General features: G+C 68.4%; 15 protein-coding genes. 3 read left to right on the plus strand and 12 right to left on the minus strand.

All coding sequences use genetic code 11. The features are described from left to right. Window positions 1-25: 25 nt before the first annotated feature. From AC3ANJ_RS10845 to AC3ANJ_RS10870, 6 genes are all read right to left on the minus strand, one after another. Window positions 26-793, minus strand: a complete 768-nt coding sequence (locus AC3ANJ_RS10845) for a class I SAM-dependent methyltransferase (protein ID WP_488316314.1) — start codon at window positions 791-793, stop codon at window positions 26-28. Further along, window positions 790-2,058, minus strand: coding sequence for an MFS transporter (locus tag AC3ANJ_RS10850; RefSeq protein WP_488316315.1), 1,269 nt, complete (start codon window positions 2,056-2,058; stop codon window positions 790-792). Before AC3ANJ_RS10850 ends, AC3ANJ_RS10845 begins: the two co-directional genes overlap by 4 nt. Next, entirely contained in the window at window positions 2,055-2,834 is a 780-nt protein-coding gene (locus tag AC3ANJ_RS10855; RefSeq protein ID WP_488316316.1) for a fumarylacetoacetate hydrolase family protein, read from the minus strand. The genes AC3ANJ_RS10850 and AC3ANJ_RS10855 overlap by 4 nt, the downstream gene beginning before the upstream one ends. Before the next feature lie 117 nt (window positions 2,835-2,951). Then, the gene (locus AC3ANJ_RS10860; protein ID WP_488316317.1) at window positions 2,952-4,064 is read right to left on the minus strand and encodes a branched-chain amino acid aminotransferase; all 1,113 of its coding nucleotides are present in this window, start codon (window positions 4,062-4,064) and stop codon (window positions 2,952-2,954) included. A 54-nt stretch (window positions 4,065-4,118) separates the two neighbouring features. Continuing rightward, complete coding sequence (locus tag AC3ANJ_RS10865) at window positions 4,119-5,168, minus strand: 3-isopropylmalate dehydrogenase (RefSeq protein WP_488316318.1); 1,050 nt, start codon at window positions 5,166-5,168, stop codon at window positions 4,119-4,121. A 38-nt stretch (window positions 5,169-5,206) separates the two neighbouring features. Continuing rightward, on the minus strand, window positions 5,207-6,742 hold the full coding sequence (locus tag AC3ANJ_RS10870) for an MFS transporter (protein ID WP_488316319.1): 1,536 nt from the start codon (window positions 6,740-6,742) through the stop codon (window positions 5,207-5,209). 93 nt (window positions 6,743-6,835) lie between these two features. Between AC3ANJ_RS10870 and AC3ANJ_RS10875 the strand changes: the two genes are divergently transcribed. Further along, complete coding sequence (locus AC3ANJ_RS10875; RefSeq protein ID WP_488316320.1) at window positions 6,836-7,378, plus strand: TetR/AcrR family transcriptional regulator; 543 nt, start codon at window positions 6,836-6,838, stop codon at window positions 7,376-7,378. Here AC3ANJ_RS10875 and AC3ANJ_RS10880 read toward each other — a convergent pair. The 4 genes from AC3ANJ_RS10880 to AC3ANJ_RS10895 all read right to left on the minus strand — a co-directional run bounded on the left by AC3ANJ_RS10880 (window position 7,375) and on the right by AC3ANJ_RS10895 (window position 10,410). Beyond that, window positions 7,375-7,848, minus strand: a complete 474-nt coding sequence (locus AC3ANJ_RS10880; RefSeq protein WP_488316321.1) for a DUF2867 domain-containing protein — start codon at window positions 7,846-7,848, stop codon at window positions 7,375-7,377. The two genes, AC3ANJ_RS10875 and AC3ANJ_RS10880, sit on opposite strands and share 4 nt — an antisense overlap. Window positions 7,849-7,852: 4 nt before the next feature. Continuing rightward, the gene (gene serA / locus AC3ANJ_RS10885) at window positions 7,853-9,457 is read right to left on the minus strand and encodes a phosphoglycerate dehydrogenase (protein WP_488316322.1); all 1,605 of its coding nucleotides are present in this window, start codon (window positions 9,455-9,457) and stop codon (window positions 7,853-7,855) included. A gap of 123 nt (window positions 9,458-9,580) precedes the next feature. Next, entirely contained in the window at window positions 9,581-9,934 is a 354-nt protein-coding gene (locus AC3ANJ_RS10890; protein WP_488316323.1) for a hypothetical protein, read from the minus strand. After that, window positions 9,931-10,410 carry a hypothetical protein gene (locus AC3ANJ_RS10895; protein ID WP_488316324.1) on the minus strand — a complete coding sequence of 160 codons (480 nt, stop codon included), beginning with the start codon at window positions 10,408-10,410 and terminating at the stop codon, window positions 9,931-9,933. The genes AC3ANJ_RS10890 and AC3ANJ_RS10895 overlap by 4 nt, the downstream gene beginning before the upstream one ends. A gap of 72 nt (window positions 10,411-10,482) precedes the next feature. Between AC3ANJ_RS10895 and AC3ANJ_RS10900 the strand changes: the two genes are divergently transcribed. Then, window positions 10,483-11,412, plus strand: a complete 930-nt coding sequence (locus AC3ANJ_RS10900; RefSeq protein ID WP_488316325.1) for a hypothetical protein — start codon at window positions 10,483-10,485, stop codon at window positions 11,410-11,412. 4 nt (window positions 11,413-11,416) lie between these two features. Here AC3ANJ_RS10900 and AC3ANJ_RS10905 read toward each other — a convergent pair whose 3' ends face one another. Beyond that, window positions 11,417-12,076 (minus strand): GntR family transcriptional regulator, encoded by a 660-nt coding sequence (locus AC3ANJ_RS10905; protein WP_488316326.1) that lies wholly within the window; start codon window positions 12,074-12,076, stop codon window positions 11,417-11,419. Window positions 12,077-12,145: 69 nt separating this feature from the next. Between AC3ANJ_RS10905 and AC3ANJ_RS10910 the strand changes: the two genes are divergently transcribed. Continuing rightward, window positions 12,146-14,977, plus strand: a complete 2,832-nt coding sequence (locus tag AC3ANJ_RS10910) for an FAD-binding and (Fe-S)-binding domain-containing protein (protein WP_488316327.1) — start codon at window positions 12,146-12,148, stop codon at window positions 14,975-14,977. Window positions 14,978-15,045: 68 nt separating this feature from the next. Here the strand turns inward: AC3ANJ_RS10910 and ilvC are convergent, their stop codons facing one another. After that, window positions 15,046-16,074, minus strand: a complete 1,029-nt coding sequence (gene ilvC, locus AC3ANJ_RS10915) for a ketol-acid reductoisomerase (RefSeq protein ID WP_406249931.1) — start codon at window positions 16,072-16,074, stop codon at window positions 15,046-15,048. Window positions 16,075-16,106: the final 32 nt, after the last annotated feature.

Here is a 16,106-nt window from a genome sequence, read left to right on the forward strand (position 1 = left end):
CGGGGGTGCGGACGCCGCTCACGCGCTATGCGCGACGCCGACCGACGGCGACCGCCGCCACATGCTCGAGCGGAATCCCGCCGCCCACGCCGCGCCGTTCGCACACCGCGTCGAATCCCGCGCGGAACCGGTGGCGTTCGTCCTCGCGCAGGGCCGCGTAGAACGCGCCGGCCGATGCGACCCCGCCCTCGGCAGATGCCCAGAGGACAGCCGGGTCCGCGTGCCACGTCCACGCCTGCTCGTCGACGTGCACGTCGCGCCACCCGGCATCCGACAGCATCGCGGCGAATCCGCCGGCCGTGCGCTCGAAGTCCTTCTCGGCGGGGAGCCGCTCGCCGGCCGCCGGTGTCAGACCGGCGCTCTCGCAGATTTCGAGCCAGAACCACGACGGCGACCTGCTCCAGATCGTCGCTGCCAGCAGGCCGGCGCTCACTCGCCCCATCTCGGCCGCCGACGCCCGCGGGTCCGCGACATGGTTCAGAACGAAATTCGCGGTGACGGCATCGTGAGCGGCGTCCGGGAACGGCAGATCCGGCAGCGCTCCCTCCCGGATCGGGATGCCGGGGTGCGCGCGCTTCGCGACGACGCGCATCGAGGATTCGGGCTCGCAGCCCGCGGCATTCCAGCCGGCCTCGACGAACCGCGCCGCCAGGTCACCGGTGCCGGCTCCCACGTCGAGCACCGAACGCTCCTGCGCCGGACCGAGACGGGCGATCAGCAGGTCGGCGGTGCCCAGGCACAGTTTCGCGTACGACGCGGCGAAGGCCTCACCGGTGCCGGCCCAGTCCTTCATCGCAGAACGTCCGCCTGCGGCATCCGTCCCCGCGGCGCGAGCGCCGTGATCGCGATGACGAGCGCGAACGCGGCGATGCCGAGGCCGGCGTACTGGAAGTTCGAGAGCATGATTCCGGCGAGCACGGCACCTGCCGCGGCGGACAGGCTCATGAGCGAATCGCTTCGTCCCTGTCGGCGCGTGCGCAACTCAGGTGCCGACGCCTCGGTGAGCAGTGCGGCGCCGGCGACGGTCGCGGCGCTCCACCCGAGTCCGAGCAGGATCAGCGCGGTCATGACTCCCCAGGCCTGGTCGTTCGCGAAGATCGCGAACAGGAGGGATGCCGCGAGCAGCGCCTGCCCGACGAGCACGACACGGAGCCGGCCCCAGCGGTCGGCGAGAATGCCGAACACCGGCGACAGCGCGTACATCCCGGCGACGTGCAGAGCGATCGTCACACCGACCAGCAGCGAGACGTCGGCGGTCGTCGCGTGTCCGCCGTGGGAGGCGTGCGCCATGTGCGACAGGTGGATCGGCGTCATCGCCATGACCGACGCCATGACCACATGCGACCCGGCGACCGCGAACATCGCGTAGCGCGCGACCTTGGGCCGATCGACGATCTGCGCCGCGGATGCTGTGGCCGCGGCATCCATCGTGAGGCGCTGCGCTGACAGCAGCGGATCCGGGCGGAGTGTGACGACGTAGAGCACGAATGCGGCGGACTGAGCGACGAGCGAGAACAGATACGAGCCGGTCTGCGGCGGCATGCCGATGGCCTGGCCGACGATCTCCCCCGGCCCCAGCAGCAGGGGCCCTGCGACTCCGCCGATCGTCGTCGCCCAGACGACGATCGACAGGTCCCTGCCGCGGTGCTGCGGAGCGGCCAGGTCGGTCGCCGCGAAGCGCGACTGCAGGTTTCCGGCATTGCCGGCGCCGATCAGCAGGATGCCGACCAGCAGCAGCGGGAAGATCCGCAGCGCAGCGGCGAGGATCACTATGGCGATACCGGCCAGCGCGAACAGGTTGCCCAAGGTCAGCGCACGTCGACGTCCTACCCTGCTGGCGAGCCGCGCGAGCGGGATGGCGCACAGTGCAGCACCCAATGTGACGGCGGCCGTCGCCAGCCCGGACAGCGCGTCATCACCCGAGATGTCAGCGGCGAGCAGCGCACCGAGCGACACCGTGGCGCCGAAGGCGATGCCGCCGAGCACCTGCCCGAACGAGAGGATGAGGACGGTGCGGCGCTGGACGACCGCCTGCTCGGCCGCCGTCAGGCGCGTCATGCCACAGGGGATGCGTCGCGAGCCTGGTTGCGCAGCACCCCGATGCCCGAGACCTCGACCTCGACCGTGTCACCGGCTACGAACGGTCCGACGCCGGCAGGAGTGCCCGTGAGGATGACGTCGCCCGGCAGCAGGGTGAACACCGCGGAGGCGTATGCGATGATGTCGGCGACCGAGTGGATCATGTCGGTCAGTGGCGCCTGCTGGCGCACCTCGCCGTTGACGCGGGTCTCGATCGTCGCGGCATCCGCATCGAACTCGGTCTCAATCACCGGACCCAACGGGCAGAAGGTGTCGAAGCCCTTGCCACGCGTCCACTGACCGTCCCGGCGCTGCAGATCGCGCGCCGTGACGTCGTTGGCGACCGTATAGCCGAACACGTACTCGTGCGCACGGTCGGCCGGAACGTTCTTCGCGATCCGACCGATAACGACCGCGAGCTCGCCCTCGAAGTCGGTCTGCTCGGACAGCGCGGTCGGGCGGATGATGCTGTCGCCGGGGCCGATCACCGAAGTGTTCGGCTTGAGGAACAGCAACGGCTCCTCCGGCGCTTCACCACCCATCTCCTTCGCGTGGTCGTGATAGTTCTTGCCCACGCAGACCACCTTCGAGCGCGGGATGACCGGTGCGAGCAGCGCGGCATCCGCGAGGGGAACGCGATCCCCCGTGGTGTCGTATCCCGCGAACATCGGATCCCCTTCGAGGACGACGAGGTCGCCTCCATCGAGGATGCCGTAGCGGATGGCGTCGTTGTGGCTGAACCGAGCGATCTTCACTCGACCAGCCTACTCAGGACGCGGCGACCGGGCGCCAGCCTCCTTGCGCATCGAGACCTCTCCCCCGCAAACAGGGAGAGGTCTCGAGAAGGAGTGAGCGAGACTGGTTCGGGTCGGTCAGGCGTCCAGACGCAGCAACCAGCCGTGCGTGTCCTCACGGCGTCCGTACTGGATGTCGGTGAGCTCTTCGCGCAGCGACAGGGCGAGCTCGCTCGCCTCCGGTCCCTCGTGCACGATCTCGAACTCGTCGCTCATCAGCTTGCCGATCGGCACGACGACGGCGGCGGTTCCGCATGCGAATGCGCCGACGATCTCACCGGATGCCGCGCCTTCGCGCCACTCGTCGATCGTGATCTTGCGCCGCTCCACCGTCAGCCCGCGGTCCTCGGCGAGCTGCAGAATCGAGGCGAGCGTGATGCCGTCGAGGATCGAATCGGATGCCGGCGTCAGCAGGCGTCCGTCACGCGTGACGAGCACGAGGTTCATACCGCCGAGCTCCTCGATGTACTGCCCATCCAGGAACAGCACCTGCTGGCATCCCTTCGCGTACGCCTCCTCCTGGGGCAGCAGGCTGGATGCGTAGTTGCCGCCGGTCTTCGCCGCGCCCGTGCCACCGTGGCCGGCGCGCGCGTAGTCGGTCGACAGCCAGATGTTCACCGGCTGCACTCCACCGGGGAAGTACGCTCCGGCGGGGCTGGCGATCAGGTAGTAGCCGACCTTCTTCGCCGCTCGCACGCCGAGGAACGCCTCCTTCGCGAACATGAAGGGGCGCAGGTAGAGGCTCTCCTCCGGGTTGCTGGGCACCCAGCCGGAGTCAACGGCGACGAGCTGCTTGAGCGATTCGATGAACAGTTCTTCCGGCAGCTCCGGCAGGGCGAGTCGTCGCGCCGAACGCTGCAGACGGGCTGCGTTGCGGTCGGGGCGGAAGGTCCACACCGAACCGTCGGCGTGCCGATAGGCCTTCAGCCCCTCGAAGATCTCCTGCGAGTAGTGCAGCACGGCGGCGGCAGGATCAAGCGGGATCGGGCCGTAGGGCTGCACACGGGGACGGTGCCAGCCGCCCTTCTCCGACCAGCACAGGTCGACCATGTGGTCGGTGAAGTACTGTCCGAAACCGGGATTCTGCAGAATCTCGTCGCGTTCGGCGTCTGAGCGCGCGTTCTCATTGCGCGTCACCTGCCAGATGAGGCCTGCGGGGGAAGGAGCCTGAAGAGGGAGTCCGATGGTCATGATGTGGTGTCCTGACGGTCCGAATCGTTGGCGAACGCTGCGCCGTATCCCAGGTTACGCCTGGAGACGGGCGATGATCGCGTCGCCGACCTGAGCTGTTGAACGAGCGGCATCCCGTGCGGCGATGTCCTCTTCGACCGCGCGGGTGATGCGTGCGGATTCTTCGCGCAGCCCGAGATGATCGAGCAGGAGCGCGACGGAGAGGATCGCTGCGGTGGGATCGGCCTTCTGCTGACCCGCGATGTCCGGTGCTGACCCGTGGACAGGCTCGAACATCGACGGGAAGTCTCCTCGAGGGTTGATGTTCCCTGAGGCGGCGAGGCCGATGCCACCGGTGACGGCGCCGGCCAGATCAGTGAGGATGTCGCCGAAGAGGTTGTCGGTGACGATCACGTCGAAGCGGGCCGGGTTCGTGACCAGGAAGATGGTGGCCGCGTCGACGTGCAGATAGTCTACGGCCACGTCGGGGTGCTCCTGCGCCACCTCGTTCACGACGCGCTGCCAGATGCCACCGGCGTGCACGAGCACGTTCGTCTTGTGCACCAGCGTGAGCTTCCTGCTGCGGCGCTCCGCCAGCTCGAACGCGTAGCGGACGACGCGTTCGACGCCGAAAGCGGTGTTGACGCTGGTCTCGTTCGCGATCTCGTGCGGCGTCCCGGTGCGGATCGAGCCGCCGTTGCCGACGTACGGACCCTCGGTGCCCTCGCGGACGACGACGAAGTCGATCTCGCCCGGCTCGGCGAGCGGGCCCGGTGCTCCGACGTAGAGCTTCGACGGACGCAGGTTAACGTAGTGATCCAAGGAGAAGCGGAGCTTGAGCAGCAGCCCTCGCTCGATGTTGGCGTCCTTCAGCCGCACGTCACCCGGCTGGCCGCCGACCGCGCCGAGCAGGATGGCATCGTGCGCCGAGATCGCGGCGAGGTCGTCGTCCGTGAGCGTGTCACCGGTCTCGAGGAAGCGTGCCGCTCCGAGCGAGAAGCGGGTCTTGTCGAAGACGACATCACTGGTTTCCGTGACGGCGTCCAGCACGCGCTCCGCCTCCGCGACGACCTCTGGGCCGATGCCGTCACCGGGGATGACGGCCAGCTTCACGACACGCGACATGACACTCCTTGCATCGGGGAATTCTCCCAGCGTACTGGTCAGTGCGTGCGCGTCGTGCGCAGTGTGACGGCCGCGATGACACCCGCGGCGACCACGAGACCCGCACCGATCAGGGACGTCACGGTCACGCCGGAGCCGAACGCGGATGCGGCAGCATCCCACAGCGCATCGCCGAGCCCGGCGGGAAGGCGATGCGCCTCGGTATACGCTCCGGCGAGCGTTTCGCGTGCGGCATCCGCCGCATCGCGCGGGATGCCTTCAGGGATCACGAGCGATCCGCGGTAGAACGCGGTGATCAGCCCGCCGAGCACTGCCGTGCCGAGCACCGCGCCCAGTTCGTACGCGGTCTCGGAGACCGCACTGGCGGCTCCGGCCTTCTCGGCGGGGGCGCTGGAGAGGATCAGCTCGTTCGAGATCGTCTCCGCCGCTCCGATGCCGATGCCGAGCACGACGAACGCGATGACCAGGGGCAGAACGCCGTGATCCTCGCTGCTGAACGCGACCAGCAGATACCCGATGACCGAGAAGACGAGCGCCGCCGGCACCACCACGTGCGGTGGGACGCGTCGCGACACCGGCACCACGGTGAGGCCGGCGACGATCATCGCGGCCATTCCGGGCACCAGCGCGAAGCCCGCCTGCATGGGCGACAGCCCGAGAACCAGCTGCAGGTGCTGCGACACGAAGTACAGGAACCCGACCAGCGCGACGACGCTGAGGAGGTTCACCATGATCGCGCCCGAGAACGACCCCCGTCGGAACAGTTGCATGTCGAGCATCGGCGTCGCCGAGCGCAGCTGGCGCCGCACGAACATCGCGCCCATGAGCACGCCGAACGCCGCCCAGGCTCCGGCGCTCCAGGTCGGCCCGTCCACCGCGAGCGACTTGATCGCGTACACGATCGGGATCATGGTCGCCATCGACAGCAGGATGCTGAGGAGGTCGATGCGCCCTGGGTTCGGGTCGCGGCTCTCCGGCACCAGCAGCGGAGCGGCGATCAGGAGCGGGATGAGCACCGGGACCGCGATGAGGAACACCGATCCCCAGGCGAAGTGCTCGAGCAGGAATCCGCCGACGATGGGTCCGAGTGCCGAACCGGCCGAGAAGGCGGATGCCCAGACCGCGATCGCGAAACGCCGCTGGTCGCGGTTGCGGAAGATCGAGCGCAGCAGCGACAAGGTCGAGGGCATGAGCATCGCGCCGAAGAACCCGAGCAGCGCGCGGGCGGCGATGAGCGCCCCCGCCGTGGGGGCGAACGCGGCGAGCACGGATACCGCCGCGAAGCCGGTGGCGCCGATCAGCAGCATCTTCCGTCGTCCGAAGCGGTCGCCGAGGGTGCCCATCGTGACGAGCAGCCCCGCGAGCACGAGCGGATAGACGTCGATGATCCAGAGCTGCTCGGCCCCCGTGGGCGACAGAGCGATCGCGATCTCGGGCAGCGCGAAGCTGAGCACGGTGTTGTCCACCGATACCAGCAGCACCGGGAGCATGAGCACGATGAGCGCCCACCATCCGCGCGCGCCTGCTCGCGGCGCATCCAGCTCCGTGTCGGTCGTCGGGATCGACGCGGTCATCTTCCACCTCTGCACTCTCCGGGACGTTACTTAACCGTCCGGCTGGTATAGTAACAGAATCCGCGCTGATCACAGCCTGAGCAGAGGAACACGATGCCCCGCCCTCCCCTCGCACGCGAACGCGTCCTCGATGCGTTCGAGGCGATTCTCATCGAGGACGGTGAGCGCACGGCGACCCTGGAAGCGACCGCCAAGGCGGCCGGGGTGTCCAAAGGCGGGCTGCTCTATCACTTCGGCTCCAAGGATGATCTCGCCGCCGGCCTGCTGGAACGGCTCGCCCGCCTCACCGATCTCGATCTCGAGCGCATGGCGGAGGCGCCTGAGGGCCCCGTCGCGTACTACGTGCGCACCTCGGTCATGGAGGACGACGCCCTCGACCGCACCCTGATCGCCGCGTCCCGGCTCGCACAGGGCGGGGATGCCGCGGCATCCGATGCGCTGCGCGAAGTGCGCCGACGCTGGGCCGACTCGATCCGTCCCCACGTCCGCGACGAGACCGCACTCGACCTCGTGATGCTGGTCAGCGACGGGCTCTACTTCAACAACTCGCTCGATGTGCACGGGCCTGCGCGTCTGGTGCCCCACGGTCCCGAGCTCCAGGCTCTGGTCGACCTGGTCCTGCGCGCGGTCCGCTAGCGTCGACCGGCGAGGACTCGCCTGGCTCGTCGCAGCATCGACTGCAGGATCAGCGGATGCAGCAGACTCACCGGCGCGAAGTACACCCGGCCGCGCCAACCGTGCAGCCGCACCACGGTCGTCACGCGGACGATCCTCGTCACCGAATCCACGCCCACCGCGCAACGGAAATCGAGATGGTCGTCATCGAACGACACCAGCGCCTCGTCCCCGTGCGCATCGCGCACGTCGAACACCCCGGCCGGTGCCGGTCGCAGTCCCATCAGCGAGGCGAACAGCATTCGTACGCCGAACAGCGCCTGGACGGCAGCAGGAATCGCCTCACGCGAGAACAGCGTCTCCGCCCACGCCTTCGGGTCGGTCGTGATCCCCGCGGGAATCGGGACGAACACCACGTCGCCGTGATCGAAGCGTCCCTCGCCGAAGGCAAGGCTGAAGAACGAGGGATCGGACTGCCGCTCCCCCGTCATCGCGTCAGTCCTCGGTGATCTCGATCTGGCGGATCACGGATGCGTCGATGTCGGCGCCGACCTCTGCCAGCAGTTCCTCAGGCACCCGCGAGTCTACCGTGAGGATCGACAGCGCCTGACCGCCGGCCTCGCGGCGAGCGATCTGCATGCCGGCGATGTTGATGCCGGCCTCGCCGAACTTCTGGCCGTACACCGCGACGATGCCGGGGCGATCGGTGTAGAGCATCACGATGTGGTGCTGCTCGAGCGGCACCTCGATGTCGTAGCCGTTGACGCCGACGATTTTCTGCACCATGCGAGTGCCGGCGAGTGTGCCGGCCACGGTGAGCACCGTGCCGTCCGCGAGCGCGCCGCGCAGCGTCGTGAGGTTGCGGTACTCGGGGCTCTCCTTCTCGACGATCAGTCGAGCCTCGATGCCGCGCTGCTCGGCGAACAGCGGTGCGTTCACGTAGGAGACGTTCTCGCTCACCACGTTGGACAGGATGCCCTTGAGTGCGGCGAGCCGGTAGACACTGACGTCGTAGTCAGCGAGCTCGCCGCGGACCTCGATGTCGAGGCTGGTCAGGGCGGACCCCGCCAGACCGCTGAACACCTGGCCCAGCTTCTCGACGAGATCGATGCCGGGGCGCACGAACGGGTCGATGATGCCGCCGGCGACGTTCACGGCATCCGGAACGAGATCGCCCTCGAGCGCCAGCTTGACCGAGCGCGCGACCGAGACGCCCGCCTTCTCCTGCGCCTCATCGGTCGACGCACCGAGGTGCGGCGTCACGACGACGTTGGGCAGGTCCAGCAGCGCACGCGCCGAGCCGCCCTCGGCCGGCGGCTCCGACGTGAAGACGTCCAGGCCTGCGCCAGCGAGCTCGCCGGCGACGAGGGCAGCGTGCAGCGCCTCCTCGTCGATCAGGCCACCGCGGGCGACGTTGATCACGTACCCGGTCTTCTTCATCGCCGCAAACTGCTCGGCGCCGATCATGCCGGTCGTCTCGGGCGTCTTGGGCATGTGGATCGTGATGAAGTCGCTCTCGGCGACGAGCTCGTCGAGCGTGCGCAGCTCGACGCCGAGCTGCTGGGCACGGGCGCTGGTCACGTACGGATCGAACGCGACGACCTTCATGCCGAAGCCCTGCATGCGCGCGGCGACGAGCGCGCCGATGCGGCCGAGTCCGATGACCCCGAGCGTCTTCTCGAACAGCTCGGTGCCGGTGTAGGCGCTGCGCTTCCACTCCCCCGCGGCCAGCGATGCGTTCGCCGCCGGAACGTGGCGGGCGAGGCTCAGGATGTGCGCGCAGGTCAGCTCCGCCGCCGAGATGATGTTGGACGTCGGGGCGTTGACGACCATGACGCCTGCGGCGGTCGCGGCCTTGATGTCGACATTGTCGAGTCCGACGCCGGCGCGGGCGATGACCTTCAGCTTCGGTGCGTGCCCGAGTGCCTCTTCGTCGACCTTCGTCGCCGAGCGGATGAGGACGGCATCCGCGTCAGCCAGCGCCGAGAACAGCGCCTCGCGATCCGTGCCGTCGACATTGCGGATGTCGAAGTCGGGGCCGAGGGCCTCGATCGTGGCGGGCGAGAGGACTTCGGCGATGAGCACGACGGGCTTCGGCACAGGTGGATCCTTCAGTGTGAGCGTCACAACGCGGGTGGGATCGATGCGCCGCACGCCTTCGGGGCGCGATCGGTTCCACTGTACCGGAGCGCGAATGCTCCCCCGCGCCGTGTGACGGCCCGCTCAGGAGAGAGGGACCAGAGCATCCATGTTCAGGATGCTGTAGCCCACCAGGCTCAGCCAGAACACCGCGACGACGGACAGTCCGGTGAGCATCACCAGTGCCAGTTCGCCGACGTTGCGTCGTCGCCCGATGACCCAGGCGAGAGCGAAAACGATCGCGGGGAAGACCGCACCGAACACCAGGGTGATCCACCCTGTGCCGGTGAGCCCCGCAGGCTGGGACATCGCGATGATGTGCGCGATGGCGTTCCAGATGGCGTAGGCGTAGAACAGTCCGCTGATCCCGACGACGAGCGCGGCCAGCCACCCGGGCGTCGGGTGGGCGGATGCCTGTTCGACCGTGTTCTCGCTCATGATCCGATCGCTCCCACCATCACGAAGGGCCAGGGCACCAGCAACACTGCTCCTGCGAGGAGCAGCAGCACGCGGATCCACGCCTGCGCGCCCCGTGTCAGCACCCAGACCGTGAGCATCCACAAAGCGGGGGCCGCCACGGCGAGCACGAACCACGGCACGTACATCGCGTCGGCGACGATGAGGTTCGCGAGCGGCTTCAGATTCAGGCCGCCGATCACCCACCCGATGGCATACAGCAGGTAGATCCCCCCGAAGATCCCGACGAACAGCAGCATCGCCGGGCTCATCGCCGCAAGCTGGGACTCCTCGGATGCCGCGGGTTCCGCTGGCTCGGCGACGGACGCTCCGCCGTCCGTCACGACGCGATCACTGCCCTTGCCGACGGCGTTCCACCCCTGAGGGAGGCTCGGCTTCTGCGCTGGACGGTCCTCGTCGCCCTCCCAGGAGAGCGCGTCGTCCGGATCCGGTGTCATGCGTCCAGCGTAGCGATGCCGCGAACCATCCCAGTAGGCTCAGGGCCAGTATTGGATGAGGGGAAGCGCACGGTGGCTGAACAGAACAAGGAATCGGTCGCTGCGGCAGGAAGTGCCGCAGCCTCCGACTGGACACCCACAGCGGCGTCCAAGAAGCAGTCGATGACATTCCGCTGGATCGCCCTCGGACTCTGGGTGCTCGCGATCGCCACCGAAGCCGTCGGGATCTTCTGGTTGCTGCGACAGCGCGTCTACGTCGGCGAGGACGGCACCCTGGTGCGCGATCCCGACACGGGACTGCTCGAGGAGCAGGGCGTCACCGCGACTTTCCCGCAGTGGGCGTTCATCACGCTCATCGTCCTGCTGGTGGTCATCGCCGCCCTCTCCATCGGCGGATCCCTGCTGTGGAAGAAGGCGAATCGTCTGGACCCCGCCAAGAAGTCGGACACCGTCAAGTTCTTCGTGCAGAACCAGCTCGGAGTGATCATCGCGATCATCGCGTTCGTGCCGCTGATCATCCTCATCTTCCTCAACAAGGACATGGACAAGGGGCAGAAGACGACGGCCGGCATCATCGGCATCGCGCTCGCAGCGCTCGCGGTCGTGTTCGGCATCGACTTCGACCCGCCGTCGGTCGAGCAGTATACGGCGGATCAGTCGGCCGTGATCCAGCTGCTGGGCGAGGACGAGGTCTTCTGGGTCGACGGCGGCCAGGTCTATCACGTGTGCGACGAGGTCTCCGACATCCAGACCGGCAGCGAGATCGTCTCTGGCACGACGGCCGAAGCCGTGGCCGCAGGCAAGATCCGACTGACGTTGAAGTTCGAGTCCGAGCTCGAGACGTGCGGACTTCCCGTTCCCGAGAACGCGGACGAGATCACCGAGGCGCTCCGGGCGATCCAGGGCGGTCAGGTCGACACGGTGCTTCCCGCTCCGGTGTGGGCCGACGACGTCGAGCCGCCGATCACCGTCGAAGACGCCACGGCCGAACAGGAGCAGTAAAGGCTCAGCCGAGGAGCGCCTCGACCAGGCGCTCCTCGGCTGCGGCGAGATGTTCGGTCAGCAGCCTCGCCGCGCGGTCGCCATCCCCCTCTTCGACCGCGGCGAGCATCGCCTGATGCTGAGCGGCGATGACCGCGGCATCCAGCAGCCTTCTGCCCTGCACCTGCGCCATGCACAGGCGCACCTCGTCGAGCACGCTCGCGTACATCCGTGCCGTGCGCTCGCTCTGCAGCGCATGGATGAGCGCCTGATGGAAGCGCAGGTCGGGGTCGACCGTCGCGGGGTCCGGCCCGGCGGGCATCGCCAGGATCTCGTCGTTGGCGGTGGCCGCGGCCGCCGGCACCCGGCGTGACAGGGCGAGCTCGCGCAGCGCCGCGCTCTCCAGCCTGGTGCGCGTGCGATACACGTCGCGCACCACGTCGGCGTCGATGGCCACGACTCGTGCACTCCGATGCGCGGTGCGCACGAGGAGGCCGGATGCCACGAGCTGTTCGATCGCGGCCTTCGCGCTCGGCCGGGCGACCGCGTACTCCTGCGCGACCTTCGCCTCGGTCAGGGCCGTGTCCGGTCGGATGTCACCGCGAAGGATCCTGCCGCGCAGACGCTGCGTGACGGCATCCACGACACCGACGACCTCCAACGCGGACTCCGGAACGTTCGACATGCGAGTCAGCCTAGAGCAGGACGCTTCAATCGGTACACTTGTCTGACAATCCGATGCGAAGGAGCTTCTGTGTCCACGACACTCGCCCAACCCCTCTACTCCGCCGTGCTCGGACAGGCCACGACCGTGTCGTCCCGCTCGATCGACCGCTTCGCCAGGGCGCACGACGCGTCGCACTACCTGCTCATCCCGGACGCCATCCTCACTCCGCAGGATGCCGAAGGCGTCGCCCGCGCGTTCGACGCGGTCCGCGCTGCCGGACGGACGCTCACCTTCCGCTCCGGCGGCACAAGCCTCTCGGGGCAGGGCGTCACGGGAGACATCCTCGTCGACACCCGCTCGGCGTTCCGCCACATCGCCGTCGAGGCTGACGGCGCCTTGGTGCGCGTCGGCCCAGGGGCGACCGTGCGACAGGTGAATACGCGCCTCGCTCGCTTCGGACGCAAACTCGGCCCCGATCCGGCCAGCGAGATCGCCTGCACGATCGGCGGCGTCATCGCGAACAACTCCAGCGGGATGGCGTGCGGCATCACCGAGAACTCGTACCGCACCGTCGATTCTCTGCTGCTCGTACTGCCGAGCGGCACGATCCTGGACACGGGCGCACCGGACGCGAATGCGCGACTGCGCGCCGCCGAACCCGCGCTGGCCGATGGCCTGCTCGCGCTGCGCGCGCGCCTGCTGGCCTCGCCGGAAGCCGTCGCCTTCGTACGCGCCCAGTTCGCCATGAAGAACACCATGGGCTACGGCGTGAACTCGCTGCTCGACTTCGACGATCCGGTCCGGATCCTCGAGCACCTCGTGATCGGATCGGAGGGGACCCTCGCGTTCGTGGCCGAGGCTCGATTCCGCACGGTCGAGATCCGCCCGCAGATCGCCACGGGTCTGCTCGTGTTCACCACGCTCGCCGATGCCATGGCCGCGCTCCCCGGTCTCGTCGCACACGGACTCGCGACGGTCGAACTGCTGGATGCCGCGTCGCTCCGCGTCGCCCAGGGACTCAGCGATGTCCCGGCATCCATCGCGGAGATCGCCGTCGATGCGCACGCCGCGCTGCTCGTCGAGGTGCATGCCTCAGATGCCGAGGAGCTCGCGGGCGCGTCCGCCGACGCCGTCGCGCATTTCGAGACGCTCCCTCTCGCGGTCGCGCCGAAGCTGACGACGGATGCCGCCGAGCGGGCGTCACTGTGGCACGTCCGCAAGGGGTTGTACACCGCCGTCGCCGGCGCGCGCCCGTCGGGGACGACAGCGCTGCTCGAGGACATCGTGGTCCCCGTGGATCGCCTGCTCGTCACGTGCGAGCGCCTCATCGAACTCTTCGCAGAGCACCGCTACGACGGTTCGGTGATCTTCGGCCACGCGAAGGACGGCAACGTTCACTTCCTGCTGAACGAGCGATTCGACGACGAGCAGAGTCTCGCGCGGTACCGCCGGTTCACGGCCGATCTCGTGGAACTCGTTCTCGGTCAGGGCGGCTCGCTGAAGGCCGAGCACGGTACCGGGCGCATCATGGCGCCGTTCGTGCGTCGCCAGTACGGCGACTTCCTCACCGACCTGATGTGGGACATCAAGCGCCTGCTGGATCCCGCAGGCATCCTGAATCCCGGAGTGGTCCTCTCCGAGGACCCGGATTCGTACCTGCGCGATCTCAAGCGCGTGCCGACCGTCGAAAGTGAAGTGGATCGCTGCGTCGAATGCGGGTACTGCGAGCCGACCTGCCCGAGCAAGGACATCACGCTCACGCCGCGCCAGCGGATCGTCCTGCGCCGGGACATGGCGTGGGCCGAGGAGCAGGGCGACACCGCGCTGCTGGAGGAGCTGCGCGCGGACTACGACTACGAGGGCGTGCAGACCTGCGCCGTCGACGGCATGTGCGGCGTCGCGTGTCCCGTGGACATCAACACCGGTGATCTCGTCCGCCGTCTGCGCGCGGAGGAGGCATCCCGCCTCGAGGACGGAGTGTGGGATGCCGCGGCGAAGGGCTGGGGCGCTGTGACGAGGATCGGCGCCGTCGCGCTGACTCTCGCGGATGCCGTCCCTGCACCGCTCGTGACCGGGGTGACCAGGCTCGGCCGGGCGATGCTCGGCTCGGACACGGTGCCGCTGTACGACGCCGGCCTCCCCCGCGGCGGCTCGCGTCCGCCCCGGCCCGTATCGCCCGCAGACGCGCAGGCGGTGTTCTTCGGCGCATGCATCGGGACCATGTTCGGCCCTGAGGGTCACGGAGAGGGCTCCCGGGATGCCGTCATGGCGCTGCTCGATCGCGCCGGCATCCCGATCGTGATCCCCGACGATGCCGGCGGAATGTGCTGCGGGACGCCATGGAAGTCGAAGGGTCAGCTCTCGGGCTATGACCGGATGACCGACCGCGTGCTGGCGTCGCTCTGGGAGGCGAGCCGTCAGGGCGAGCTTCCTGTCGTGTGCGACGCGGCCTCGTGCACGGAGGGCTTGCACGTGATGCTCGCCAAGTCCGTCGCGGAGCGGCCGGAGTACGCCGGGCTCGTGATCGAGGACGCCACCACGTACGTGGCCAGAGAGGTGCTCCCCCGGCTGACCGTGACGACCAGGCTGGAGCGGATCGCCGTGCACCCCACCTGCTCCACGACCGCGCTGGGTGCGACGGGCGCGCTGACGACTCTGGCTGCGGCCGTCGCCGACGAGGTGTACGTGCCCGAGGGATGGGGCTGCTGCGCCTTCGCGGGCGACCGCGGGATGCTGCACCCCGAGCTCACCGCCAGCGCCACCGCCGCCGAGTCGGCCGAGGTGGCCGTGGCCGATGAGGAACGCGGCGGCTTCGACGCCTTCGTGTCCGCGAACCGCACGTGCGAGATCGGCATGAGCCGGGCCACCGGCAAGCCGTACCGCCACGTCGTGGAGGTGCTGGAGGAGCTCACGCGCTGAGCCTCCGAACCACCGAGACGAAGAACGGGCGCCCCGCGAGGGACGCCCGTTCTTCGATCGCGACGGGATCAGCGCGCTGCGGAACCCTCGGTGTAGTCCTCGTCGGTCTGCTTCCAGGAGAACAGCGAACGCAGTTCGCGGCCGGTGACCTCGATCGGGTGCTCCTGCTCCTTGGCACGCAGTTCCAGGAACTCGGTGGCGCCGTTGTCCTGGTCCTCGATGAAGCGCTTGGCGAACGCACCCGACTGGATGTCGGACAGCACGCCCTTCATGTTCTCCTTGACCTGGGCGTCGATGACGCGCGGGCCCGAGACGTAGTCGCCGAACTCGGCGGTGTCGGAGATCGACCAGCGCTGCTTGGCGATGCCGCCCTCCCACATCAGGTCGACGATGAGCTTGAGCTCGTGCAGCACCTCGAAGTAGGCGATCTGGGGCTGGTAGCCCGCCTCGACCAGCGTCTCGAAGCCGGCCTGCACGAGGTGGCTCATGCCACCGCACAGCACGGCCTGCTCGCCGAACAGGTCGGTTTCGGTCTCTTCCGTGAAGGTCGTCTTGATGACGCCGGCGCGCGTGCCCCCGATGGCCTTCGCGTACGAGAGGGCGACATTCCAGGCCTGGCCGGATGCGTCGCTCTCGACGGCGATGATGTCCGGGATGCCGCGGCCGGCGACGAACTCGCGGCGCACGGTGTGACCCGGTGCCTTCGGAGCGATCAGGATCACGTCGACGCCCTCAGGAGCATCGATGTAGCCGAAGCGGATGTTGAACCCGTGCGCGAAGGCGAGAGTCTTGCCCGCTGACAGGTTCGGAGCGATCGACTCGGAGTAGATCGTTCGCTGGTGCTGGTCCGGCGCGAGGATCATGATCAGGTCGGCCCACGCGGTCGCGTCGGCGACGTTCTTGACCGGGAATCCGGCCTCCTCCGCCTTCTCGATGGACTTGGAACCGTCCTTGAGGGCGATCGCGACCTCGACGCCCGAGTCGCGCAGGTTCATCGCGTGGGCGTGGCCCTGCGAGCCGTAGCCCACGATCGCGACCTTCTTGCCCTGGATGAGCGACAGGTCGGCGTCGGCGTCGTAGAAGATCTCAGTACTCACTTGTATTTCTCCTTGGTGGTGGTCTGGGGTGG

It is taken from the genome of Microbacterium sp. STRO-1N, assembly GCF_057748015.1.

Bases quoted from the DNA above. Each gene is read 5' to 3' on its own strand.
- AC3ANJ_RS10845 (WP_488316314.1), bottom strand. From the start codon at position 793: ATGAAGGACTGGGCCGGCACCGGTGAGGCCTTCGCCGCGTCGTACGCG.
- AC3ANJ_RS10850 (WP_488316315.1), bottom strand. From the start codon at position 2,058: ATGACGCGCCTGACGGCGGCCGAGCAGGCGGTCGTCCAGCGCCGCACC.
- AC3ANJ_RS10860 (WP_488316317.1), bottom strand. From the start codon at position 4,064: ATGACCATCGGACTCCCTCTTCAGGCTCCTTCCCCCGCAGGCCTCATC.
- AC3ANJ_RS10865 (WP_488316318.1), bottom strand. From the start codon at position 5,168: ATGTCGCGTGTCGTGAAGCTGGCCGTCATCCCCGGTGACGGCATCGGC.
- AC3ANJ_RS10870 (WP_488316319.1), bottom strand. From the start codon at position 6,742: ATGACCGCGTCGATCCCGACGACCGACACGGAGCTGGATGCGCCGCGA.
- AC3ANJ_RS10875 (WP_488316320.1), top strand. From the start codon at position 6,836: ATGCCCCGCCCTCCCCTCGCACGCGAACGCGTCCTCGATGCGTTCGAG.
- AC3ANJ_RS10880 (WP_488316321.1), bottom strand. From the start codon at position 7,848: ATGACGGGGGAGCGGCAGTCCGATCCCTCGTTCTTCAGCCTTGCCTTC.
- AC3ANJ_RS10890 (WP_488316323.1), bottom strand. From the start codon at position 9,934: ATGAGCGAGAACACGGTCGAACAGGCATCCGCCCACCCGACGCCCGGG.
- AC3ANJ_RS10895 (WP_488316324.1), bottom strand. From the start codon at position 10,410: ATGACACCGGATCCGGACGACGCGCTCTCCTGGGAGGGCGACGAGGAC.
- AC3ANJ_RS10905 (WP_488316326.1), bottom strand. From the start codon at position 12,076: ATGTCGAACGTTCCGGAGTCCGCGTTGGAGGTCGTCGGTGTCGTGGAT.